Origin of the sequence: Streptomyces sp. NPDC048338 (assembly GCF_043201055.1) — a bacterium.
Lineage (GTDB): Bacteria > Actinomycetota > Actinomycetes > Streptomycetales > Streptomycetaceae > Streptomyces.
The window spans coordinates 83,175-104,471 of the sequence record NZ_JBICYQ010000020.1 but is presented as its reverse complement, the minus strand read 5'-3'; the positions used below and the strand labels follow the sequence as shown (position 1 = coordinate 104,471).

At 73.7% G+C, this 21,297-nt stretch carries 19 protein-coding genes; 10 read left to right on the top strand and 9 right to left on the bottom strand.

Translation table 11 applies throughout. The features are described from left to right. Positions 1-54 precede the first annotated feature (54 nt). Positions 55-1,461, top strand: a complete 1,407-nt coding sequence (gene murC, locus ACGFZF_RS35625; RefSeq protein WP_393561173.1) for a UDP-N-acetylmuramate--L-alanine ligase — start codon at positions 55-57, stop codon at positions 1,459-1,461. Between the two features lie 16 nt (positions 1,462-1,477). Beyond that, on the top strand, positions 1,478-1,903 hold the full coding sequence (gene msrB / locus ACGFZF_RS35620; RefSeq protein ID WP_393561171.1) for a peptide-methionine (R)-S-oxide reductase MsrB: 426 nt from the start codon (positions 1,478-1,480) through the stop codon (positions 1,901-1,903). 209 nt (positions 1,904-2,112) lie between these two features. Here the strand turns inward: msrB and ACGFZF_RS35615 are convergent, their stop codons facing one another. Then, positions 2,113-3,354 carry a benzoate/H(+) symporter BenE family transporter gene (locus ACGFZF_RS35615; protein WP_393561169.1) on the bottom strand — a complete coding sequence of 414 codons (1,242 nt, stop codon included), beginning with the start codon at positions 3,352-3,354 and terminating at the stop codon, positions 2,113-2,115. Positions 3,355-3,468: 114 nt separating this feature from the next. Here ACGFZF_RS35615 and ACGFZF_RS35610 point away from each other — a divergent pair, with 114 nt between their 5' ends. Next, on the top strand, positions 3,469-4,866 hold the full coding sequence (locus ACGFZF_RS35610) for a TerD family protein (protein ID WP_393561167.1): 1,398 nt from the start codon (positions 3,469-3,471) through the stop codon (positions 4,864-4,866). Between the two features lie 37 nt (positions 4,867-4,903). Here the strand turns inward: ACGFZF_RS35610 and ACGFZF_RS35605 are convergent, their stop codons facing one another. Next, the gene (locus ACGFZF_RS35605; RefSeq protein WP_393561165.1) at positions 4,904-5,089 is read right to left on the bottom strand and encodes a DUF397 domain-containing protein; all 186 of its coding nucleotides are present in this window, start codon (positions 5,087-5,089) and stop codon (positions 4,904-4,906) included. Beyond that, positions 5,086-5,919, bottom strand: a complete 834-nt coding sequence (locus ACGFZF_RS35600; RefSeq protein WP_393561163.1) for a Scr1 family TA system antitoxin-like transcriptional regulator — start codon at positions 5,917-5,919, stop codon at positions 5,086-5,088. The genes ACGFZF_RS35605 and ACGFZF_RS35600 overlap by 4 nt, the downstream gene beginning before the upstream one ends. A 143-nt stretch (positions 5,920-6,062) precedes the next feature. On the opposite strand from ACGFZF_RS35600, the gene ACGFZF_RS35595 reads away from it, so the two are divergent. Further along, positions 6,063-6,554, top strand: coding sequence for an ATP-binding protein (locus ACGFZF_RS35595; RefSeq protein WP_393561161.1), 492 nt, complete (start codon positions 6,063-6,065; stop codon positions 6,552-6,554). Here the strand turns inward: ACGFZF_RS35595 and fusA are convergent. Together fusA and ACGFZF_RS35585 are read right to left on the bottom strand one after the other, a co-directional pair. Next, positions 6,502-8,559, bottom strand: coding sequence for an elongation factor G (gene fusA / locus ACGFZF_RS35590; protein ID WP_393561159.1), 2,058 nt, complete (start codon positions 8,557-8,559; stop codon positions 6,502-6,504). The two genes, ACGFZF_RS35595 and fusA, sit on opposite strands and share 53 nt — an antisense overlap. Positions 8,560-9,051: 492 nt before the next feature. Next, positions 9,052-9,453 carry a VOC family protein gene (locus ACGFZF_RS35585; protein WP_356608317.1) on the bottom strand — a complete coding sequence of 134 codons (402 nt, stop codon included), beginning with the start codon at positions 9,451-9,453 and terminating at the stop codon, positions 9,052-9,054. Positions 9,454-9,503: 50 nt separating this feature from the next. On the opposite strand from ACGFZF_RS35585, the gene ACGFZF_RS35580 reads away from it, so the two are divergent. Beyond that, positions 9,504-10,139 carry a nucleoside/nucleotide kinase family protein gene (locus tag ACGFZF_RS35580; RefSeq protein ID WP_393561157.1) on the top strand — a complete coding sequence of 212 codons (636 nt, stop codon included), beginning with the start codon at positions 9,504-9,506 and terminating at the stop codon, positions 10,137-10,139. Positions 10,140-10,200: 61 nt separating this feature from the next. On the opposite strand, the gene ACGFZF_RS35575 is transcribed toward ACGFZF_RS35580, so the two are convergent. Continuing rightward, positions 10,201-10,968, bottom strand: coding sequence for a hypothetical protein (locus tag ACGFZF_RS35575; protein WP_393561155.1), 768 nt, complete (start codon positions 10,966-10,968; stop codon positions 10,201-10,203). A gap of 85 nt (positions 10,969-11,053) precedes the next feature. Between ACGFZF_RS35575 and ACGFZF_RS35570 the strand changes: the two genes are divergently transcribed. The 3 genes from ACGFZF_RS35570 to ACGFZF_RS35560 all read left to right on the top strand — a co-directional run bounded on the left by ACGFZF_RS35570 (position 11,054) and on the right by ACGFZF_RS35560 (position 14,178). After that, positions 11,054-11,926, top strand: coding sequence for a LysR family transcriptional regulator (locus ACGFZF_RS35570; protein ID WP_393561153.1), 873 nt, complete (start codon positions 11,054-11,056; stop codon positions 11,924-11,926). 101 nt (positions 11,927-12,027) lie between these two features. Continuing rightward, positions 12,028-12,987, top strand: a complete 960-nt coding sequence (locus tag ACGFZF_RS35565; RefSeq protein ID WP_393561151.1) for a hypothetical protein — start codon at positions 12,028-12,030, stop codon at positions 12,985-12,987. Between the two features lie 57 nt (positions 12,988-13,044). After that, positions 13,045-14,178, top strand: coding sequence for an aminopeptidase P family protein (locus ACGFZF_RS35560; RefSeq protein WP_386543964.1), 1,134 nt, complete (start codon positions 13,045-13,047; stop codon positions 14,176-14,178). Between the two features lie 84 nt (positions 14,179-14,262). On the opposite strand, the gene treZ is transcribed toward ACGFZF_RS35560, so the two are convergent. Then, positions 14,263-16,014: a malto-oligosyltrehalose trehalohydrolase gene (treZ, locus tag ACGFZF_RS35555; protein WP_393561148.1), complete on the bottom strand. Its 1,752-nt coding sequence runs from the start codon at positions 16,012-16,014 to the stop codon at positions 14,263-14,265. A gap of 51 nt (positions 16,015-16,065) precedes the next feature. Further along, positions 16,066-17,055: a GNAT family N-acetyltransferase gene (locus ACGFZF_RS35550; RefSeq protein WP_393561147.1), complete on the bottom strand. Its 990-nt coding sequence runs from the start codon at positions 17,053-17,055 to the stop codon at positions 16,066-16,068. Positions 17,056-17,178: 123 nt separating this feature from the next. Between ACGFZF_RS35550 and ACGFZF_RS35545 the strand changes: the two genes are divergently transcribed. Further along, positions 17,179-17,745 carry an FHA domain-containing protein gene (locus tag ACGFZF_RS35545; protein WP_393561145.1) on the top strand — a complete coding sequence of 189 codons (567 nt, stop codon included), beginning with the start codon at positions 17,179-17,181 and terminating at the stop codon, positions 17,743-17,745. 226 nt (positions 17,746-17,971) lie between these two features. Continuing rightward, positions 17,972-18,976, top strand: coding sequence for a cytochrome P450 (locus ACGFZF_RS35540; protein ID WP_393561143.1), 1,005 nt, complete (start codon positions 17,972-17,974; stop codon positions 18,974-18,976). Here the strand turns inward: ACGFZF_RS35540 and treY are convergent. After that, on the bottom strand, positions 18,933-21,293 hold the full coding sequence (gene treY, locus ACGFZF_RS35535; protein ID WP_393561141.1) for a malto-oligosyltrehalose synthase: 2,361 nt from the start codon (positions 21,291-21,293) through the stop codon (positions 18,933-18,935). The two genes, ACGFZF_RS35540 and treY, sit on opposite strands and share 44 nt — an antisense overlap. Positions 21,294-21,297: the final 4 nt, after the last annotated feature.

Here is a 21,297-nt window from a genome sequence, read left to right as displayed (position 1 = left end):
GCGAGCTACTAGGCTGGGGGCGTCCAGTACGACGCACACCGGGGAGAACCACGCATGGCACCCGCCATCCCTGCCGCCGCCGTCCCTGCCACCATGGAACGGCCGCACTTCATCGGCATCGGCGGTGCCGGAATGTCGGGCATCGCGAAGATCCTCGCCCAGCGCGGGGCCAAGGTCGCCGGCAGCGACGCGAAGGATTCCGCGACGGCCGAGTCGCTGCGGGCGCTCGGCGCCACGGTCCACATCGGCCACGCCGCCGAGCACCTCGCCGACGACGCCTCCGCCGTCGTCGTCTCCAGCGCCATCCGGGCCGACAACCCCGAGCTGGCCCGCGCCGCCGAGCTGGGCATCCCGGTCGTCCACCGCTCCGACGCCCTCGCCTCCCTCATGGACGGCCTGCGGGCCGTCGCCGTCGCCGGGACCCACGGCAAGACGACGACCACCTCCATGCTGGCCGTCGCCCTCACCGAGCTGGGCCTGGACCCGTCGTACGCCATCGGGGGCGACCTCGCGGGCCCCGGCACCAACGCCCGTCACGGCGACGGTCAGGTCTTCGTCGCCGAGGCCGACGAGAGCGACCGGAGCTTCCAGAAGTACGACCCCGAGGTCGCGATCGTCCTCAACGTCGAGCTGGACCACCACGCGAACTACGCCTCCATGGACGAGATCTACGAGTCCTTCGAGGCGTTCACCGCGAAGATCCGCCCCGGCGGCACGCTCGTCGTCGGCGAGCACTCCGGCGCCCGCGAACTGGCCGCCCGGGTCGCCGACCGCGACGGCCTGAACGTGGTGACGGTCGGTGAGTCCGAGACCTCCGACGTCCGGATCCTCTCGATCACCCCCCACGGCATGACCAGCGAGGTCGTCGTCCTCCTCGACGGCGTCGAGCACGCCTTCACCGTCTCGGTCCCCGGCCGCCACTACGCGCACAACGCCGCCGCGGCCCTCGCCGCGGGCGCCCGCGTGGGCATCGACCCCGCGGAGCTGGCCCAGGCCCTCACCGCGTACACCGGCGTCGGCCGCCGCCTCCAGCTCAAGGGCGAGGCCGCGGGCGTCCAGGTCATCGACTCCTACGCCCACCACCCGACCGAGATGACCGCCGACCTGGAGGCCATGCGCGGCGCCGCCGGCGCCTCCCGCCTGCTGGTCGTCTTCCAGCCCCACCTCTTCTCCCGCACGCAGGAGCTCGGCAAGGAGATGGGCGACGCGCTGGCCCTCGCCGATGCCTCGGTCGTCCTGGACATCTACCCGGCCCGCGAGGACCCGATCCCGGGCATCACCAGCGAGCTGATCATCGAGGCCGGCCGGCGGGCCGGAGCCGACGTGACGCCCGTCCACGACAAGGCCGCCGTCCCGGAGGTCGTCGCGGGAATGGCGAAGCCCGGTGATCTCGTTCTGACCATGGGCGCGGGCGACGTCACGGACCTCGGCCCGCTGATCCTGGACCACCTGTCGAAGTAGCAGAGGGAGCGAGCTCATGTCCTACGACGTCGAGAAGCCGGACGAGCAGTGGCGCGCGGAGCTGACCCCGGCGGAGTACCAGGTGCTGCGCCAGGCCGGCACGGAGCCCGCCTTCCGCGGTGAGTACACCGACACCACGACCACGGGTGTGTACTCCTGCCGGGCGTGCGGCGCGGAGTTGTTCACCTCGACGGAGAAGTTCGCGTCGCACTGCGGCTGGCCGTCCTTCTACGACCCGAAGCACACCGACGCGGTCGAGCTGATCGAGGACCGCTCGCACGGCATGGTCCGCACCGAGGTCCGCTGTTCCCGGTGCGGCTCGCACCTGGGCCACGTCTTCGAGGGCGAGGGCTATCCGACCCCCACCGACCAGCGGTACTGCATCAACTCGATCTCGCTGCGGTTGACGCCGGAATCGGGATCGCCGGCCGGCGAGGGCTGAACGGGCCGCGCGCCGACCGGAGTCCACCGGCGCGGCGCGGGCCGGTGAGAGGCGGGGCGGCGGCGAGGTGCGCCCGGCTCCACCTGCGCCGCCCGTCACGCACCCACGGTCTCGGACCGTGGGTGTTCGTCCGTCCGGAGCGTTCGCCCGGCCCGCCCCCGAGGCCGGGCACCTCGCGCGCGCCGGAGCCGGCGCGCCCGGGCCGAGGCTCAACGGCTCTTCGCCTCCTCGGCTTCGGTGGTGGCACGGGGGGACCGCTCGGCGGAGTCCGTCCTGCGCCGGGCGAGGTCGCCCACGGCGAGCGTGAGCACACCCGCGAGAAGGCCCCAGAAGGTCGAGCCGATGCCGAAGAGCGTGAACCCGGACGCCGTCGCGAGGAGGGTGACCACCGCCGGCTCGCGGAGCCGGTCGTCCCGGAGGGCGGAGGTGAGGGAGCCGCCGATGGTTCCCAGCAGGCCGATGCCCGCGATGCCCAGGACCAGGGCCGGCGGCATCGCGGTCAGCAGCCAGCCGACCGTTCCTCCGAAGAGGCCGACGAGGAGATAGAACACGCCCGTCCAGACACCCGCCACGTACCGCTTCCGGGGATCCGGGTGAGCGGCCTCGCCGCTGCAGATCGCGGCGGTGATCGCGGCCAGGTTGAGGCCGAAGCAGCCGAACGGCGCGAGGACGGTGTTGACCGTTCCGGTCCAGGTCAGCAGGGGCGAGATGGGTGTCGTGTAACCGGCGTTGCGCAGCACGGCGACCCCGGGCAGGTTCTGCGAGGCCATCGTCACGGCGAAGAGCGGCAGGCCGACGCCGACGAGGACCTGCCAGTCGAACTCGGGGCGTACGAAGGACGGCTCGGCGAGCGTGAGCGCGAATCCGTCCAGCTTCCATGACCCCTGCCAGGCGGTGGCCGCGATCCCGACGGCGAGCGCGGCGACGACCGCGTACCGGGAGAACCAGCGTCGTCCGACGAGATAGGCCAGGAACATGGGAACGGCGATGACGCCGTTCCGCTCCATCTGCGTGAACAGCTCCGTGCCGAACTGCAGAAGGACCCCGGCGAGCAGGGCCGAGGCGAGCGGCACCGGGATCCGGTTCATGATCCGCTCGAACCAGCCGGTGACCCCGCTGATCACGATGAGCACGGCGGACAGCAGGAACGCGCCGACGGCCTGAGCCATCGTCACCCCCTGGAGGCCGGTGGCGAGCAGCGCGGCGCCGGGGGTCGACCAGGCGGTCACGATCGGGGCGCGATAGCGCAGCGAGAGCCCGATGCAGGTGACCCCCATGCCGATGCCGAGCGCGAAGACCCACGAGGTGAGTTCGGCGGACGTCGCCCCGGCGGCCTTGGCCGCCGTGAAGACGACGGCCACGGAGCTGGTGACGCCGATGAGGACGGCGAGGAATCCGGCGGAGACGGCGGTGGTCGGCGCGGCGGACTGTACGTGTCGTATGAAAGCCATGGCCCGGGCATCCTGGCACACCGTGTGCGCGGGGCCCGCCCGGTTTTCCACAGGCCTTGTCCCGGGGGGCGGATGGCCGCAGGATCAAGGAGTGATCCATTTCGGGGAGGGGAAATGATCAAGGGAGACAACGGCTTCCTTCCGACGGTGCCGCTGCGCCTCGCCGTGCGGAACGGAGTCGATGTGGCGGTGTTGCTTCTGACGGAGCAGGGCCGGGTCCGGGGGGACCATGACATCGTGTTCCACGGAGCGCCGGTCCATCCCTCGGGAGCCGCACGGCTGTTGGGGGAGGAGAGCGGCACGGTCTGGCTGGATGCCGGACTCACCGCGGTCGAGGGGGAGATCGTCCGCCTTCTGGTGGTCGGGTCGACGGAGGCCGGTGCGCTGCGGGACGTGGACGAGCTGTCCGTGGAGGCGTTCGCGCCGGACGGCACATCGGTCGCCAGGTACGACGTGACCGACGCGGGCGGCGAGACGGCGATGGTGCTCGCGGAGCTGTACCGGAGGGCGGGAGGCTGGAAGTTCCGCGCGGTGGGCCAGGGCTATGTGAACGGCCTCGCGGGCCTGGTGACGGACCACGGGGTCGAGGTGGCGGACAGCGCCCCGGCGCAGGCCCGGGCGCAGGTTCAGGCTCCGGCCCCTGTGCCGCCCCATGCCCCGGTCCCGTTCCAGCCGCCGGGCCCGGCGCCGTTCCATGCCTCGCCTGCGGTCCCGGCTCCGGTCGCTTTCCAGACGCCCGCCGCCCCGATCCCGATCCCGCACCCGGTCCCGGTCGCCAAGGTCCCGGGGCCGGTGCCCACGGTGGTGGTTCCCGTGCCCGCGCAGGAGCTGATCGTGCCGGACTGGGCGTTCGGCTCCGTCTTCGAGCCGTACACGCAGAGCGGCCGGGACAACGACGTGATCACGGCGGAGGGGCTCCCGCCCGGGCCGGTCGTGGTCGACCTCGCCGTCGACGCCGAGGGGTACACCGGCCTCTGGCCCCTGAATCGGTTCAACAAGGACGGGGAGAGCCTCGTCAACAGCACCGAGGACAACTTCCGGGGCCGACTGCTCGCACACGTCCCCGGGAACGGGCGTCTGCGTCTGCGGCTGAGGGCTGACGGACCCTGGCGGCTCCAGGTCCTGCCACTGGCGGCGGCCAGGCATCTGTCGGAGGAGCCGATGGAGTGCTTCGGCCCCGACGTGCTGCTGCACACAGGGGGAACGGCCGATCTCGCCATCCGCTACCGCGGCAACGACAACCTCATCGTCTATCTCCACGAACTGGCGGAGCACGACGACCCCACCACCCTCCCGGAGCAACAGGGGAGCGTCGTCAACGAGATCGGCAGACGACGGGAGACCGTGCCGCTGCCGGAGGGACCGCTCCTCGTCCATCTGAAGAGGGCGGACGGCCCGTGGAGCGCGAGACTCAAGCACGTGCAGCCGCACAGCCGTCCGTCGAGCGGCGGCCTGTCGAACGCGACCGAGATCGACAAGGCCCAGGGCCGGCTGTGGCGCGGCAGACGCTGAGCATCCCCCGCGTGGCCGGCGGTCGGGGGGCTCGGGATCAGCCGGCCGAGGCGTGCGCGACGAAGTCGGCCCAGACGGCGGCGGGGAGGGACAGCCGCGGACCACCGGAGTCCTTCGAGTCACGCACGTGGACGATGGCGGGGGTGACGGCGACCTCGACGCAGTCGTCACCGCTCCCACTGCTGTAACTGCTCTTGAACCAGACCAGATTTGTGGTGCTCATGTGGCTCCTCGCATCCTCCGCAACAGGCTCAGGGAGTCCTCCAGGGTGAGAGCCTGCGAGCGCATCCTGGCATATCGCATCTGGAGGATGCTGACCACTTTCGGGTCGCGGATGAACTGACCGCTTTCCTGTCCTTCGCAGTAGGCGAACCACTGATTGCCCGGCGTCTCCAGGAGGCGCATGGGCCCGCCGAGTCCGGCGTGATGACCGCGGGTCCTCGGCATGATCTGGACTTCCAGGTTGCGGCGTTCTCCAAGGTCGATCAGGTGGGCGACCTGCTCGCGCATGGCCTGCACCCCGCCGGTGGGGCGTTCGAGGACGTGTTGCTCGACGATGAAGCTGTACGCCGTGTTCGGGCGATCGGTCAGCAGTCGTTGCCTTTCCAGACGAGCAGCGAGTTGTGCCTCGATCTGGTCGTCCCCCAGCGGCGGGCGTTGTTCGTTGAAGAGTTCCCGCGCGTACGCCTCCGTCTGCAACAACCCCGGGACCAGGCGGCATTCATAGGTGTAGAGGTTCAACGCCTCCGTCTCCAGCTTCGCCCACTGGCGGAACCAGCTCGCCAGTCCCGGCTGCCGCGACAGGTGCTTCGACGCGGCCCGCAGCACTCCCAGGCCGTCCAGGACGTCTTCCGCGCGCTCCACGAAGTCCGCCGGCGGGAAGCGGCGGCCCTGTTCGATCGAGGCCACCGTGGGGACCGAGTACCGCACCCGGGGTGCGAACTCCTCCTGGGTGAGCCGGGCCCGCTTGCGGAGGGTCTTGACCACCTCCCCGAAGGACTTCAAGCTGTCCGACGCCTCGGGCTCGCCGCCGCCCGTGTAGCCGTCCGTCATCCCGTGCCCCTCCCGTGCCGCGCCCGTCCCGGCCATGGTCACGGGCGGTGACCGGTACTGTCCACCCTCCGAACCCGTACGCTCACCCAGCGTACGGGTGGCTGACCTGGGCAACGCGGTCCCGACGGCGCCACATTGGGCTCATGCGACCCCCATCGACCCATCAGGAACCCGTCACCGTACGTGTGTTCACCCAGCGACTGAGCTCCACGCCGCGCGGGGCCCGGCTCGCCCGGCACCTCGCGCTCCACCAGCTGCACCGCTGGGGGATCGAGCACGGCAGCGGCACCTCCGACACCGCGGCGTTCCTCGTCGCCGAGCTCGCCGCCAACGCCGTGACCCACGGCCGGGTGCCCGGGCGCGACTTCGAGCTGACGCTCGCGTACACGCCCGGGCTGCTGCTCCGCGTCGACGTGGCCGACTCCCGTACGGAACGCCGGCCGCCGGGGCCCGGCGGGATCGCCGGGCCCCGGCCCCTGGACGAGTCCGGCCGGGGCCTGCTCGTCGTCCAGGCCCTGGCCTCCCGGTGGGCCGTGCTCGACCGCGTACCGGTCGGGAAGACCGTGCGGGCCGAGCTCGACCTCAGCCGGCCGACGCCGCCGGCGCCGGGGCGTAGCCGGTCGGACGGCTGGTGAACGTGCCCCGGCCCTGGGTGCGCGAACGCAGCCGGGACGCGTAGCCGAAGAGTTCGGCCAGCGGCACGGTCGCCGTCACGACCGCCGTACCGGAGCGGGTCGTCGAGTCGGAGACCCGGCCGCGCCGCGCCGCGAGGTCGCCGAGCACCGCGCCGACCGCGCTGTCCGGCACGGTGACCGTGACCTCGGCGACCGGTTCGAGCAGCGTCATGGCGCTCGCCCGCAGGGCCTCCCGCAGCGCGAACCGACCCGCTGTGCGGAACGCCATCTCCGAGGAGTCCTTCGTGTGGGTCGCGCCGTCGGTCAGCGTGACGCGCACGCCGGTGACCGGATGCCCGCCGAGCGGGCCCTCCGCCAGGGCGTCCCGGCAGCCGGCCTCGACCGCGCGGACGTACTCCTGCGGCACCCGGCCGCCCGTGACCGTGGACGTGAAGGCGAAGTCACCGTTCGCGGTCCCCTCCTCCAGAGGCGCGACGTCGATGACGACGTGGGCGAACTGACCCGAGCCGCCGTCCTGTTTGACGTGCCGGTACAGCAGCCCGGACACGCCGCGGGAGACCGTCTCGCGGTAGGCCACCTGGGGTCTGCCGACGGCGACGTCCAGCCCGTGGGCGCGCCGGATCTTCTCCACCGCCACCTCCAGGTGCAGTTCGCCCAGCCCCGACAGCACGGTCTGGCCGGTCTCCGGATCGGTCCGGACCACCAGGGAGGGGTCCTCCTCGGTGAGCCGGGCCAGCGCCGTCGCCAGCCGGTCCGTGTCGAGACTCCGCCGGGCCTCGACGGCGACGGAGACGACCGGGTCGGCCGTCGACGGCGGTTCGAGGACCAGCGGTGCGGCGGGGGCGCACAGCGTGGCACCGGCACGGGCGGCCTTCGGTCCGACGACGGCGACGATGTCGCCGGCCCGGGCCTCGTCCACCTCCGTGTTCCGGTCGGCCTGGACGCGCAGGATCCGGCCGACACGCTCGGTGCGCCGTGCGGTGGCGTCGAGCACGGTGTCCCCCTTCCTGAGCGTGCCCGCGTAGACGCGGAGATAGGTCATGCGGCCGGTGGCGGTCGAGTTCACCTTGAACACGAGCGCCGTGAACGGTTCGTCGGGATCGGCGGCCCGCTCCTGCGTGACGCCGTCCAGCGTCCCGCGGACCGGCGGGACGTCCGGCGGCGCGGGCAGGTAGGCCACGACGGCGTCGAGCAGCGGTTCGATCCCGCGGTTGCGGTAGGCCGAGCCGCACAGGACGACCACGGCCTCGCCGTCGCGGGTGAGGTCGCGCAGCGCGGCGACCAGCGTCTCCTCGCCCAGCGCGGACCGCTCGCAGAACTCCTCCAGGGCGGACGGATGGAGCTCCGCCACCGTCTCCTCCAGCCGTCGTCGCCGGCGCCGCACCTCGTCGAGCAGGTCGTCGGGGACCGGGCCCTCGACGTACGGTCCGCCGTCGCCGTCCCACACCAGGGCGCGCAGGCGTACCAGGTCGACGACGCCGGTGAAGCCGTCCTCCCGGCCGATCGGCAGCTGGACGACGAGCGGCACCGTGCGCAGACGGGTCCGGATCGACTCGACCGCCGTGTCGAGGTCGGCACCCGCGCGGTCCAGCTTGTTGACGAACGCGATCCGCGGGACGCCGTGCCGGTCGGCCTGGCGCCACACCGTCTCGCTCTGCGGCTCGACGCCCGCGACGGCGTCGAAGACGGCGACGGCGCCGTCGAGCACGCGCAGGGCGCGCTCGACCTCGTCGGAGAAGTCGACGTGGCCCGGGGTGTCGATCAGGTTGACGCGGTGGCCGTCCCAGTCGCAGCTGACGGCCGCGGCGAAGATGGTGATGCCGCGGTCGCGTTCCTGCGGGTCGAAGTCCGTGACGGTGGTGCCGTCGTGGACCTCACCCTGCTTGTGGGTGGCACCGGTGAGGTACAGGAACCGTTCGGTGACGGTGGTCTTCCCGGCGTCGACGTGGGCGAGGATGCCCAGGTTGCGGACACGGGTGGGGGACGGGAGCGTGTGGGTACGCACGGCGTGATGCCTTTCGCTGGCGCCTGAACAGGGCAGCGCGATTCCCGGACGCGGAAGGACCCCGGTGCCCTCGGGAGGGCGCAGAGAGGGGTCAGAGGGTCGTCGCGGGCCTGCGACGGCGGCCGCGCAGCCGCCGTCGGGCGCGCGAAGAGGCGAGGATCACGTCGTACCGGGAACGGGGAACGGCGACGGCGATGTGGCAACGCACGGTCGGCTCCCCTCGGTTCGGCTGGTCAGGCGCACACGGGCGGTGCGCGCTGCGAGTCTAGGGAGACCAGGGGCGCGGGCGACAGCGAATTTACGCGGGCGGCGACCGGCCCGCGCCCACCGGGCCCCGCGGGCACGTCGGTTCGGTTCGCCGCGCCGGACGGGAGGGCGCGGCCCGAGGCCGCCGGATCCGGTACGGACCGCCCGGAGTCGCCCCGGTGCCGCCTGTCCCGGCCGTGGCGAGAGCCCGGCGGGACCGGGCGGGGAGTCAGCGGGGAGCAGGGGTCAGCCGGCGGGCTGGAGCAGGTCCCAGCGGTTGCCGTAGAGGTCCTCGAAGACCGCGACCGAGCCGTACACCTCGTGCCGCGGTTCCTCCAGGAAGCGAACTCCGGCGGCGGACATCCGGGCGTGGTCGCCCGCGAAGTCCTCGGTGTGGAGGAAGAAGCCCACGCGGCCGCCCGTCTGGGCGCCCACGCTGGACTCCTGCTCGGGGCCGCGGGCGCGGGCGAGCAGCAGCCCCGCGTTGCCGAGACCGCCGACGCCGCCCCGGGGACGTACGACGACCCAGCGCGAGCCGTCGCCGCGGTCGGTGTCCTCGACGAGCTCGAAGCCGAGGGCGTCGGTGTAGAAGGCGATGGCCTCGTCGTAGTCACGGACGACGAGGGTGACGAGTGCGATGGACGACATGACACCCAACGTCATACGTACAACTGGGTCCCGTCAAATCGAGTGGGAGAATGCCCCGCATGGAAGCGCAGCAGCTCGCCGGGCTCACGGCCCGCGCCCGGCTCCTCGCCGTCCCCGGCGGACGGCGGATCCTGGGCCTCGCGGGCGCGCCCGGCGCCGGGAAGTCCACCCTCGCCGCGCGTCTGGTCTCCCGGCTCGACGGCCTCGCCGTCCTCGTGCCCATGGACGGTTTCCACCTCGCCCAGGAAGAGCTGCGCCGGCTCGGCCGAGCGGGGCGCAAGGGGGCGCCGGACACCTTCGACGCCGCGGGCTACGCCGCGCTGCTGACCCGGCTCCGGGCCGCCCAACCCGGCGTCACGGTCTACGCCCCCGCCTTCGACCGGGCCCTGGAGGAGCCGGTCGCCGGCTCCGTACCGGTGCCGGCCGACGTCCCGCTCGTGATCACGGAGGGGAACTACCTCCTCCATGACGAGGGTCCGTGGGCCCTGGTCCGGCCGCTCCTGGACGAGGCGTGGTTCCTGGAGCTCGACGACCACCGCCGGGTGCCGCGGCTCGTGGACCGGCACGTCCGCTTCGGCAAGGACCGGGCGTATGCCGAGCGCTGGGTGCGGGACTCCGACGAGGTCAACGCCCGGCTCGTGGCCCGCGGCCGGGACCGCGCCCACCTGGTCGTCCGGATGAGCTGACCGCGCCGCCGGCCCCGGTCCGCCGCCCGCCCGCCGCCCGCCACCTCGTCGCCCCGGCCGGTCAGACCGTCGCGTGGGCCGTCGCCGCCCTGGCCAGCGCCCGGACCACCGGATGCGGGCGGGTCCCGTCACCGGCCAGCTCCGGCTGGAAGAGCGTCGCCAGGTAGAAGGGATGCCCCGGCAGCTCCGCGATCCGCACCTGCCCCGCCTCGTCCTCACCGCTGAAGCGCAGGCCGTGCGCACGGAGGGTGTCCAGATGGCGGCCGTCCGGGCCGTACTCGCAGTGGTAGCGCTCGGTCGACCGCTCGGCGCCGAGCACCGACTCCGCCAGCGAGCCGGGCGTCACCCTCACCGTGCCCTCGTGCCCCACGAGCGAGCAGGCCAGCGGGGCGATCAGCAGGTCGTGGGAGTCCGCGCCCGGATCGTTCTCGGCGTGCGCGAGGCGCGGCAGTCCGCAGACGTTCCGCGCGAACTCCAGCAGCGCGTGCTGGAACCCGCCGCAGGTGCCCAGGAGCGGGATGCCGTCCTCGCGGGCGGTCCGGACGGCCGCGAGCGCCCCCTCCTCGCTGGCGTACGGACTGCCGGGCAGCACCCACACCGCGTCGAAGCCCCTCACCGCGCCGGGCTCCCGCGCGTCCGGGGTCGCGATCCAGTACGCGTCCAGGACGAGGCCGTCGCGCTCCGCCAGCGCGTCGAGGAGCAGCGGGACCCGGGCATGGGACGTCACGTGCGGGGACCGGTCGCCGACCAGCGCGACGCGGGGTGTCCTCGACGGGCGCGCCGCCCGCGCCTCCGGGGCGGGGGAGTCGGTCGTAGGGGAGTTCGTCATGCCCATCATGCTGGGCGGAGGCACTCGTTCACGTCCAACGATGATTCCTGCATGATCCATCAGGAACACTTATGCTCACCTCCTCATGGACCCGCACCTCCTGCGCACCTATGTCACCGTCGTCCGGCTCGCCTCCTTCTCCGAGGCCGCCCGCGCGCTCGGATACACCCAGTCCGCCGTCTCCCAGCACATCGCCGCCCTGGAGGGCGACCTCGGTACGCCGCTCCTCGGCCGCCGGCCCGTCGTCCCCACGCCCGCCGGCGCCCGTCTCCTCGAACACGCCGGATCGCTCCTGCTGAGGCTCGACGCCGCCCGCGCCGACCTCGCCCGCTTCGCGGCGGCGCCCCGCGGGACGGTGACCCTCGCCGCGTCACCGCTCGCCGTGCACCCCCGTGCCCTCGCCGCCCTGCCCGCCGCGGGCGTCACCCTGCGGACCCTGCCCCGTGACGAGGTGCCCGCCGCCGTCGCCGACGGGAGCGCCGACCTCGGCCTGGTCGACGGCCTCGCCGCCCCCAGCGACCCCCTGCGGCTGCCCGACGTCGCCCCGCTCACCGCCGTCCGCCTCACCGAGGAGCCGCTCGCCGTCCTGCTGCCCGCCGGGCATCCGCTCGCCGGCCGCGGCGCGCTGCGGCTGGCCGACCTCGTCGACGCGCGCTGGCTCGACGCCCCCCACACCGGCTTCCCGCTGGACCGGCTGCGCGCGGCCCACGGCGGCCCCGGAGGCCACGGCTTCCGCGCCGCTCTGCGCCACGAGGGCACCGACGTCCGCACGCTGGCCGCGCTGGCCGCCGCGGGACACGGCCTCGCCCTGCTCCCGGCGAGCGTCGCCGCCGGAGTCCCGGACGCGGTCGCCGTTCCGCTCGGGTCGCCCCGTCTCGTCCACCGGACCGAACTCCTGCATCTCGGTGGTGAACCCCTGGGTCAGGCAGCCGAGTTGGCGCGGCGACTGCGCGCGTGACCTCCCGCCTCTAGGCTTGGCCGTGGCGCGGCGGCACGGTGACCGGCGACACGGTCGGCGTGGTGGCGCGGTGACACGGCGGCGACGGAAGGCGGGCATACGTGGGCTTGTTCCGGCGAGGACCCAGGCGGGACGGCGAAGACGCGCCCCGCGACCCCGAGTTCAGCTACTTCTCCGTCCGGGAGGCCGCCCTCTTCCGGAGTCGCGTCAGGGAGTCCTTCGCCGAGCTCGGCCTCGAAGTCACCGTGTACGCCGATGTGGTGACCGACGACGGCGGACGGCGATTCGGGCTCGGGAACCTCGCCGCCGTCTGCCACAACGACCGCCGCGGGCCTCGCGTCTGGCATGAACTGATCCACCGTCATGTCGGGTTGGTGCTCCGGACCATGGAGGAACCCTCGGCGCTCGACACCCTGCCGCCCGAACAGATCCGCTCCCAGCTCTACCCCCGGGTCGTCAGCGGGGACGGCATCGACCCGACGGCTTTCGGATACGCCCGGACCGTCGCGCCGGGCCTGTACGAGATCCTCGCCCTCGACCTGCCGGAGAGCGTCATGATGCTCACCGACGAGGCGCTGGAGCCGCTCGGCGACGTCCGGCGGCTCCGCGAGCGGGCACTGGCCAATCTGCGCGCCCTGCCCGTCGAGGGGCACGAGACCGTGCGGGACGCCGACGGCATGTGCTTCGAGGTGATCCTCGGCGACTCGTTCTACACCGCGAGTCGTGTCCTGGACCTGGACGCCGTCGTCCGGCGGGTCACCGGGGAGCCGCTGGGCGAGCACGGCGCGCTGGTCGCGATGCCGTTCCGGCACCAGCTGGCCTTCCATCCCATCCGGGACACCACGATCGTCCCCGCGCTGGGCGCGATGGCGTCGTTCGCCGCGTCCGGTTACGAGGACACGCCGGGGGCGATCAGCCCGTACGTCTTCTGGTGGCGGCACGGCCGGCTCACCCAGCTCAGCGAACACGACGAGGACGGCGGCGAACTGAGGATCGTCGTCGGCGAGGACTTCCAGGAGCTGCTGGAACGCCTCATCACCCAGGATCCCGAGCAACTCTGAGCGGTCGCGGCGGCGCACCGCGCCAGGCAGGATGCTGTACGTCGAGAAGGAGACCCCATGCCGAGCACGTCCGCACCCGCCCCGTTCACCGCCGACGACTACCGCGCCCGCATGGAACGGGCCGTCGGGTCCGCGGCGGACGCCGGGCTCGCCGGAGTGCTGGTCGCCCCCGGCCCCGACCTGGTGTACCTCACCGGCTACCAGCCGACCGCGATCACCGAACGGCTCACCGTCCTCGTCCTGGCCGTCGGCCAGGACCCGGTCCTCGTCGTGCCGACGCTTGAGGCCCCCGACGCCGAGAAGGCCGCCGGCGCCGCCGCGCTCACCCTGCGGGACTGGACCGACGGCAAGGACCCGTACGAGGTCACCGCGCCGCTCCTCGATGTCGACGGCCGGTTCGGCGTCAGCGACAACGCCTGGGCCATGCACCTCCTCGGCCTGCAGAAGCAGCTGCCGGGCACCTCCTACGTGTCGCTCACCGACGCGCTGCCGATGCTGCGGGCCGTGAAGGACTCCCACGAGCTGGCCCGGGTCGCGGCGGCCGGCGCCGCCGCCGACCAGGCGTACGGCGAGATCCTCAAGGTCCGCTTCGCCGGCCGCCGCGAGACCGAGGTGGCCGCCGACCTCGCCGGGCTGCTGACGCGCTTCGGCCACTCCCAGGTCGACTTCACCGTCGTCGGCTCCGGGCCCAACGGTGCCAACCCGCACCACGAGGCGGGGGAGCGGGTCATCGAGCGCGGGGACATGGTGGTCCTCGACTTCGGCGGCCTCAAGCATGGTTACGGCTCCGACACCACCCGGACCGTCCACGTCGGCGAGCCGACGGCCGAGGAGCAGCGCGTCCACGACATCGTGCGCGAGGCGCAGCAGGCCGGTTTCGAGGCCGTCCGGCCGGGCGTGGCCTGCCAGGACGTGGACCGGGCGGCCCGCAAGGTGATCACGGACGCGGGCTACGGCGAGTACTTCATCCACCGCACCGGCCACGGCATCGGGGTCACCACCCACGAACCGCCGTACATGATCGAGGGGGAGGAGCGGCCGGTCGTGCCCGGCATGTGCTTCTCGATCGAGCCGGGGATCTACCTGCCGGGCCGCTTCGGGGTCCGCATCGAGGACATCGTGACGGCGACGGAGGACGGCTCGGGCCGCCGCTTCAACAACACCCCGCACGAGATGGCGATCGTCGAGTAGGCCGCCGGGCCCGGCGACGGCCGTGTCCGAGCGCCCGGTACCCCGCACGGGGTGCCGGGCGCTCGGGCGTGCCGGCGTCCGCCCTCAGCCGTCCGTCAGGATCGCGGCGCACTCCGCCGGGAGCCGCAGCACCCCGTCCGCACCGGGCGCCTCGACCGGCTCCCAGGACGCCAGGACCCGGTCGCGGCCGTTGGACCCGATCGGGATGTCCACCGGCTCCTTGCCCAGGTTGACCGCGACCCGCAGCACCCCGCGCCGGAAGGCCAGCCACCGGGCCTCCTCGTCGAAGGCCACGCGGACCGCCGCCAGGTCGGGGTCGGTCAGGTCCGGCAGCGTGCGGCGCAGCGCGACGAGTTCCCGGTGCCAGGCCAGCAGGCGGTTGTGCGGCGCCCGTTCGCGCTCGGCGCGGTCCAGCACGGAGCGGTCCCGGGTGGCCGGGTCCTGCGGGTCCGGGACCTCCTCCTCCGCCCAGCCGTGTGCCGCGAACTCCCGCCGCCGGCCCCGCCGCACCGCCTCCGCGAGCTCCGGATCCGTGTGGTCGGTGAAGTACTGCCAGGGTGTTCCGGCGCCCCATTCCTCGCCCATGAAGAGCATCGGGACGGACGGGCCGGTCAGCACCAGCGCGGCCGCGCAGGCCAGCAGCCCGGGGGAGAGGGTCGCCGAGAGCCGGTCGCCCAGCGCCCGGTTGCCGATCTGGTCGTGGGTCTGGGCGTAGCCCAGGAAGCGGTGCGCGGGGGTGCGCACCCGGTCCACCGGGCGGCCGTGGTGGCGGCCACGGAAGCTGGAGTACGTGCCGTCGTGGAAGAAGACCTGCCGCAGTGTCTTGGCGAGCGCGGCCAGCGGGGCGCGCGCGAAGTCGGCGTAGTACCCCTGGGACTCGCCGGTCAGGACCACGTGGAGGGCGTGGTGGAAGTCGTCGTTCCACTGGGCGTGGAGCCCGAGGCCGCCCGCCACCCGCGGGGTGGTGGTGCGCGGATCGGCCTGGTCGGACTCGGCGACGAGGAAGTGCTGCCGCCCCTGTTCGCGCGCCAGTTCGTCGACCGCCTCCGACAGCTCCTCCAGGAAGGTCAGCGCCCGGTTGTCCACCAGCGCGTGCACCGCGTCCAGGCGCAGCCCGTCGATCCGGTAGTCCCGCAGCCAGCCCAGCGCGCTGCCCAGCAGGTACGCGCGGACCTCGTCCGAACCCGGCGCGTCGAGGTTCACCGCCGCGCCCCAGGGCGTGTGGTGGGTGTCGGTGAAGTACGGCCCGAAGGAGGGCAGATGGTTCCCGGACGGGCCGAGATGGTTGTGGACGACGTCGAGGACCACGCCCATCCCGAGCCCGTGCGCCGTGTCGACGAAGCGTTTGAGCGCGGCCGGGCCGCCGTACGGCTCGTGCACCGCCCAGGGCGCCACCCCGTCGTACCCCCAGCCCCACCGGCCCGGGAACGGGCACAGGGGCATCAGCTCCACATGGGTGATGCCGAGCCCGGCCAGCTCCCCGAGACGGTCGCGGGCCCCGTCCAGGGTGCCGTCCGGGGTGAAGGTCCCGACGTGCAGTTCGTACAGCACCGCGGCCCGCAGTCGCAGCTTCGGCGCCTCGTTGAACCAGACGTACGCGTCGTGGTCGACGACCGCGCTCAGGCCGTCCGGGCCGTCGGGCTGACGGCGGGAGCGCGGGTCGGGCAGGACGTGCCCGCCGTCCAGGGCGAAGCCGTACCGGTCGCCGTCCCCGGCCGCCGCCACGCAGGTCCACCAGCCGGCCCGCTCCGCGTCCCGTTCCATCGGGTGGGCGGTGCCGTTCAGCTCCAGCGTCACCCGGTCACGGGCCGCGGGGGCCCACACCTCGAACAGCACTGGCCGATCCCCTCGTCGATGGACCAACGGCTACGGCGTCCATCCTGGCAGTCAGGACCCCGTGGCGCCCGGCGCGTCCCACACGTAATTGATCGCCCGCTCGAAGGTCACGTAACCCGCCCGCGCGAAGGAACGCGCCATCGGCACGTTCCCGAGGTCGGTCGCCGCCCGGATCCGCGGCACGTCGTGGCCGGCCAGGACGCGGGTGCCCTCGACCAGGATGTCGTCGACGTAGCCGTTGCCCCGGTGGGCCGGGAGCACACCGATGTAGGCGATGTTGTGGTGGTAGTTGTTCCTGGCCGGGACGACGAAGCCGACGGGCTCGCCGGTCTCCGGAAGCTCCGCCACCTGCCACCACTCTCGGGGCGAGGAGTACCCGGCGAACTCCTCCTCGTACTGCAGCTCGGCCGACTCGCGGGCGGACATGCCGGACGCCAGTTCGGCCAGGCCGTGCGCGTCGAGCGTCCCTTCCAGGACCTGGACCATGAGCGCGACCAGGTCCTCGCGGTCCCGCACGGGCCGGAAGGCCAGCCGGCCCTTCGGCTCGGGTACCGCCGTGCCCGCGCGCCACTCCAGGCGCAGCCGCTCGACGAGCGGCCGGGCCCCGGCGCGCTCCAGCACCGCGAACAGGGTCTCCAACTGCTCACGGGTCTCCGCGACCTCGCGCCAGTCCGGGGGCAGGAATCGGCCGTACTCGGGGCGCTGCACGCCCTCCGGCACCACGGCGGCGGTGGCGGTCTCCAGCAGCCGCAGGCCGATGTCGGCGCGCTCCTCGGCGGGGAGGGCGGGGTCGAGGTCGAAGAAGTCGAGGGCCTGCGGCTCGCCGCCCTCCTTGCTCGTCCACCAGGCGAGCCTGGCCAGGACCCGGTCGTCGCGGAGCGCCACCCACATCCATTCCGGCCGGCGGAGGCCGTCGGCGAGGTCGCCCTCCAGCTCGTGGTCGAGGACGTAGCTGAGGCGGCAGAAGAGCGCGAGCTCCTCCGGTCCGGCGAGCGGGCGGAGCGTGAGGCCGAGGTCCGGCCCGGTCGGGGTCGTGGGCACGTGGTGCTTCCCTCCAGGGAGTCGAGTGCGCAGACCGTACAACGATCTTGGTCGGAGGGGTACGGAGTTTCCCGTCCGGGGTCTTCTGGACACTGCCTACCGGTCGGACCGACAATCGCGAATGTGAGCACCCCGTTCGAGTTCCCCACGCACTCCGGCCCCGTCCCCGTTCCCGTCCGCGTCTCCGACGCCGAGCGGGACCGCGCGCTGGGGCTGCTCCGCGAGGGCGCCGCGACGGGCCGTCTCTCGCACGACACGTTCGTCTACCGCATGGAGCGTGTGCTCGTCGCCCGCCGCCCCGACGAACTCGCGCTGCTGACCGCCGACCTGGAGTCCGAGGGGCCGTGGACCCGGCGCGTGGTGGGCGCGGTCGAGCGGATGTCGGCGTTCACGGCGAAGGTCGGGCGCGCGTGGCGGGCGGAGCGGCTCCCCAAGCTGCTGCTGCCCCAACCGGGTCCCCATCCGCTGCGGATCGGCCGGGATCCGGTCAACGGACTGCGGCTCAGCCACGAGACGGTCTCGCGGCTGCACGCCGAGCTCTCCCTGCAGGGCGGTATGTGGGTGCTGCGCGACCTCGGCTCGACGAACGGCACCACCGTCAACGGGCGCCGGGTGACGGGAGCGGTCGCCGTCCGGCCCGGTGACATGGTCGCCTTCGGCCAGATGTCGTTCCGGCTCTCTCCGCGCTGATCCGTGACAGGCGGCCGTGACCGGCGGCCGTGACAGGCGGCCGTGACCGGCCCCACGGTCGGACCGTTCTTTCCCGGCACTTTTAACCCGTTCGGCGGTATGCGAGCTGCGGCAGGGCCAGCCTGGTGGTGGGGTGGGGAGACCCACCATCGGACCGACAGGGGGCACGATGCGCGAGGAAGCGACCCCGGGCATACGGCAGGACAACTGGACGGACCTCCCTCCCATGGCACGCGCCAGGACGCGCCGCACGGCCCCCCTCGCGGGCCGGGCCGGTGCCGTGCCGCCCGCCGCCGGGCGGCGGCGGAGCCGGACCGTCGCGCCCAGCCTCCTCGACCCCGGAGCCACCCGCGACCCGCATCGCGTCCACCGGGTCCTGCGGGAGCAGTTCCCCCTCACCTACGACCCGTTGCTGCGCGCCTGGGTGCTGAGCCGGTACGCCGACGTGGCCACCGCCCTCACCGACGCCCGCTTCACGCACGGCCACCGGCCCGGCGACCCGCCCTGCGCCGACACCCACGTCGACGTCGACGTGGAGGAGCTGCGGGCCGTCGCCGAGCGCACGGCCCACGTCCTCGCCCGCCGGATCGCCGACCGCCCCCAGGCCGACCTGGTCGCCGACTTCTGCCACTGGCTGCCCGCCGGCACGGTCGCCGCCGCCGTCGGGGTGCCGTACCGCGACATGATGCGGCTGGTGCGCGGCCGGGCCGCCTCCGCGCTCGCCGGCCAGTGCACCGCCCAGATCGCCGTCCGGGAGAAGGCGCTGGCCTCGTTCCTCGCCAACGTGCTCGCCGACCCCGACCGGCTGGCGGAGCTCCGGGACGCCCCCACGGGACCCACGAGCCCCTTCACCCGGGCCTGGACCGAATCGCTGCGCCGCGACCCGCCCGTGCAGATCGCGGTCCGCCGGACCGGCGCCGACGTGCCGGTCACCGGCGGCACGATCCCCGCGGGGGAGCCGGTCGCCCTGCTCATCGGGGCCGCCGGCCGCGACCCGGAGCGCTTCCGCGAGGCCGACCGCTACGACCCCCGGCGCGACGACCCCGGCCAGCTCACCTACGGCACCGGCTTCTGCCCGGCGGTCGTGCTGGCCGGACTGGAGGCCGAGTACGCCCTGCGGGCCCTGCTCGACGCCATGCCGCGGCTGCGCCTCGCCGACGGCTTCCGGCCCGAGCGGACCGGCCTCATCACCCGGGCCCCGCGGAGCCTTCTCGTACGGCCCGGCGGCTGAGCAGCGCCACCGGACGCTCCGCCAGCAGCTCCGCCACCTTCACCGTGCCACCGGCGAACTCCCGCACCCCGTCGAGGAGGTCGAACCAGCGGCCCGGCGGGAGCGTCAGCTCCGTGTCCTGCCAGCCGCCCGACTCGGCGAGCCGCAACGGCAGCCGCGTGACGGCCGTGACCACCTCGCCGGAGCGGGCGAAGGCGACACAGTGCGGCGCCCCCGGCCCGGTCGCGGTCAGCGGGGTGTACGTGCCCGACGTGCCGAACAGCTCCGGGTGCCGGCGGCGCAGCCCCAGTGCCGCCCGGACCAGCGCGGTCTTGTCGTCGTCCGCGCCCACCGCGAACGGCTCCCGGTTGTCCGGGTCCACCAGGGCCCGGTACTCCCGCTCGGTGCCCTGGTAGAGCTCCGGCACGCCCGGCATCGTCAGCTGGACCAGGGCCGCGCCCAGCATCGCGGCGCGGATGTGCGGTTCCAGGGCGAAGGCCGTCTCCGACGCCGCCCGCAGCGGGATCCGGCCGGGGCCCGCCGCCACGAAGTCGCTCACCGCCCGCTCGTAGGCCGGATCGGGCTCGGTCCAGCTGGTGTGCAGCCCCGCCTCCCGTACCGACTTGAGCACCGCGGGGCCGAGCCGGGCCGCGTCCGCCGAGCCGAAGCCGAACGCGGTCTGCCACGCCGTCCAGGCCAGGTGCGGATCGGGCGCCGGCACCCCCGCCACCTCCTCCAGCAACTCCGCCCACACGCCGGGGCACTGGGACAGCACCGCGATGCCTGCCCGGACATCCGCGCTGCGCTTGGTGTCGTGCGTGGTCAGCACCGTGCCGGTGGCCGGCCAGTCCCGGGCCAGCCGCAGGCAGTACGCGTGGAACTCCTCGGGCGTGATCGCCGGCCGGCCCGGATCCCCACCCACCTCGTTCGCCGACAGCAGCGGGGTGTAGCGGTAGAACGCCGTGTCCTCGACGGACTTGGCGCGCAGCGCGGACGACGTCTGCTCGAACCGCGCCCGGAACGCCCGGTGTCCGGGACCGTCCCCGCGCCGGCCGAGTGCGAGGTCCCGCACCGTGTCGACCGCCGAGGCCTCTTCCGCGACGGCGAACGCGGCCTTCGCCCCGCGCGCCGCCTCCGGAGTCAGCACCTCCTCGCCGCCGGTTCCGTAGGTGCGGTAGACGGGGACCCGGACCAGGAGTTCGCGGATCGCCGTCAGCAGCGCCCACGGCGCGTGGTCGCGCAGCTCCGGGTCGGCCGCGCAGAGCCGGCCCGCCATGCGGGTCAGCACGGCCGTCTCGGCGGCCAGCTCGTGCGTCACGACCTTGTACGCCGCGCGGCGCGCGGTCGCCTCCCAGTAGCCTCCGCGGTCGCCGGCCCGTCCCGCGAACTGCCGGTAGACGTCCAGCAGTTCGTCCGCGCCCACGGGGTCGGTGAAGAGCCCGTCCACGTGGCGCAGCGCGTCGTAGCCGGTGGTGCCGGCGACGGGCCAGTCCGCGGGCAGCGGTTCCGTGGCGGTGAGGATCTTCTCCACGACCGTCCAGCACCGGCCGTCCGTCGCCTCCCGCAGCCGCTCCAGATAGCCCAGCGGGTCGGCCAGCCCGTCCGGATGGTCGATCCGCAGACCCTCGATCACCCCGTCCCGCACCAGCTCCACGATCTTCGCGTGGGTCGCCTCGAAGACCTCGGGTTCCTCCACCCGTACCCCGATCAGGTCCGAGATCGTGAAGAAGCGGCGGTAGTTGAGCTCCGTACGGGCCAGTCGCCACCACGACAGCCGGTACCACTGCGCGTCGAGCAGCTCGTCCAGAGGCAGGTCCGCCGTCCCCTCGCGCAGCGGGAACTCCTGGTCGTCGAGGCGCAGCACCCCGTCCGCCACCACGAACCGCTCCCGTACCTCCGGCAGCCGGTCCGGCAGCACGGGCAGCAGGATCCGCCCGTCCTCCGCCTCCCAGTCCACGTCGAACCAGCGCGCGTACGGGGATCCGGGACCCTCGCGGAGCACCTCCCAGAGCGCGTGGTTGTGCCGCGGCGAGGCGGCCATGTGATTGGGCACCAGGTCGACGACCAGACCGAGTCCGTGGCTCCGGGCGGTGGCGGCGAGCGCCCGAAGGCCCTCCTCGCCGCCCAGCTCCGCCCGGACGGCCCGGTGGTCGGTGACGTCGTAGCCGTGACCGGAGCCGGGTACGGCCTCCAGGACCGGCGACAGGTGCAGGTGCGAGACTCCGAGGCCGGCGAGATACGGGACGGCCCGCTCGGCGGCCGCGAACGGGAACTCCGGCTGGAGCTGCAGCCGGTAGGTGGCGGTGGGGACCGTCGGAGCGAGGGGCGAGGGCGTCATGCGA

What these genes read in the sequence shown, in the direction of transcription:
- murC (WP_393561173.1), top strand. Translation starts at nt 55, where the DNA reads ATGGCACCCGCCATCCCTGCCGCCGCCGTCCCTGCCACCATGGAACGG.
- msrB (WP_393561171.1), top strand. Translation starts at nt 1,478, where the DNA reads ATGTCCTACGACGTCGAGAAGCCGGACGAGCAGTGGCGCGCGGAGCTG.
- ACGFZF_RS35600 (WP_393561163.1), bottom strand. Translation starts at nt 5,919, where the DNA reads ATGACGGACGGCTACACGGGCGGCGGCGAGCCCGAGGCGTCGGACAGC.
- ACGFZF_RS35610 (WP_393561167.1), top strand. Translation starts at nt 3,469, where the DNA reads ATGATCAAGGGAGACAACGGCTTCCTTCCGACGGTGCCGCTGCGCCTC.
- ACGFZF_RS35580 (WP_393561157.1), top strand. Translation starts at nt 9,504, where the DNA reads ATGCCCCGCATGGAAGCGCAGCAGCTCGCCGGGCTCACGGCCCGCGCC.
- ACGFZF_RS35570 (WP_393561153.1), top strand. Translation starts at nt 11,054, where the DNA reads ATGGACCCGCACCTCCTGCGCACCTATGTCACCGTCGTCCGGCTCGCC.
- ACGFZF_RS35615 (WP_393561169.1), bottom strand. Translation starts at nt 3,354, where the DNA reads ATGGCTTTCATACGACACGTACAGTCCGCCGCGCCGACCACCGCCGTC.
- ACGFZF_RS35560 (WP_386543964.1), top strand. Translation starts at nt 13,045, where the DNA reads ATGCCGAGCACGTCCGCACCCGCCCCGTTCACCGCCGACGACTACCGC.
- treY (WP_393561141.1), bottom strand. Translation starts at nt 21,293, where the DNA reads ATGACGCCCTCGCCCCTCGCTCCGACGGTCCCCACCGCCACCTACCGG.
- ACGFZF_RS35585 (WP_356608317.1), bottom strand. Translation starts at nt 9,453, where the DNA reads ATGTCGTCCATCGCACTCGTCACCCTCGTCGTCCGTGACTACGACGAG.
- ACGFZF_RS35605 (WP_393561165.1), bottom strand. Translation starts at nt 5,089, where the DNA reads ATGAGCACCACAAATCTGGTCTGGTTCAAGAGCAGTTACAGCAGTGGG.
- ACGFZF_RS35595 (WP_393561161.1), top strand. Translation starts at nt 6,063, where the DNA reads ATGCGACCCCCATCGACCCATCAGGAACCCGTCACCGTACGTGTGTTC.
- ACGFZF_RS35540 (WP_393561143.1), top strand. Translation starts at nt 17,972, where the DNA reads ATGGCACGCGCCAGGACGCGCCGCACGGCCCCCCTCGCGGGCCGGGCC.
- ACGFZF_RS35575 (WP_393561155.1), bottom strand. Translation starts at nt 10,968, where the DNA reads ATGACGAACTCCCCTACGACCGACTCCCCCGCCCCGGAGGCGCGGGCG.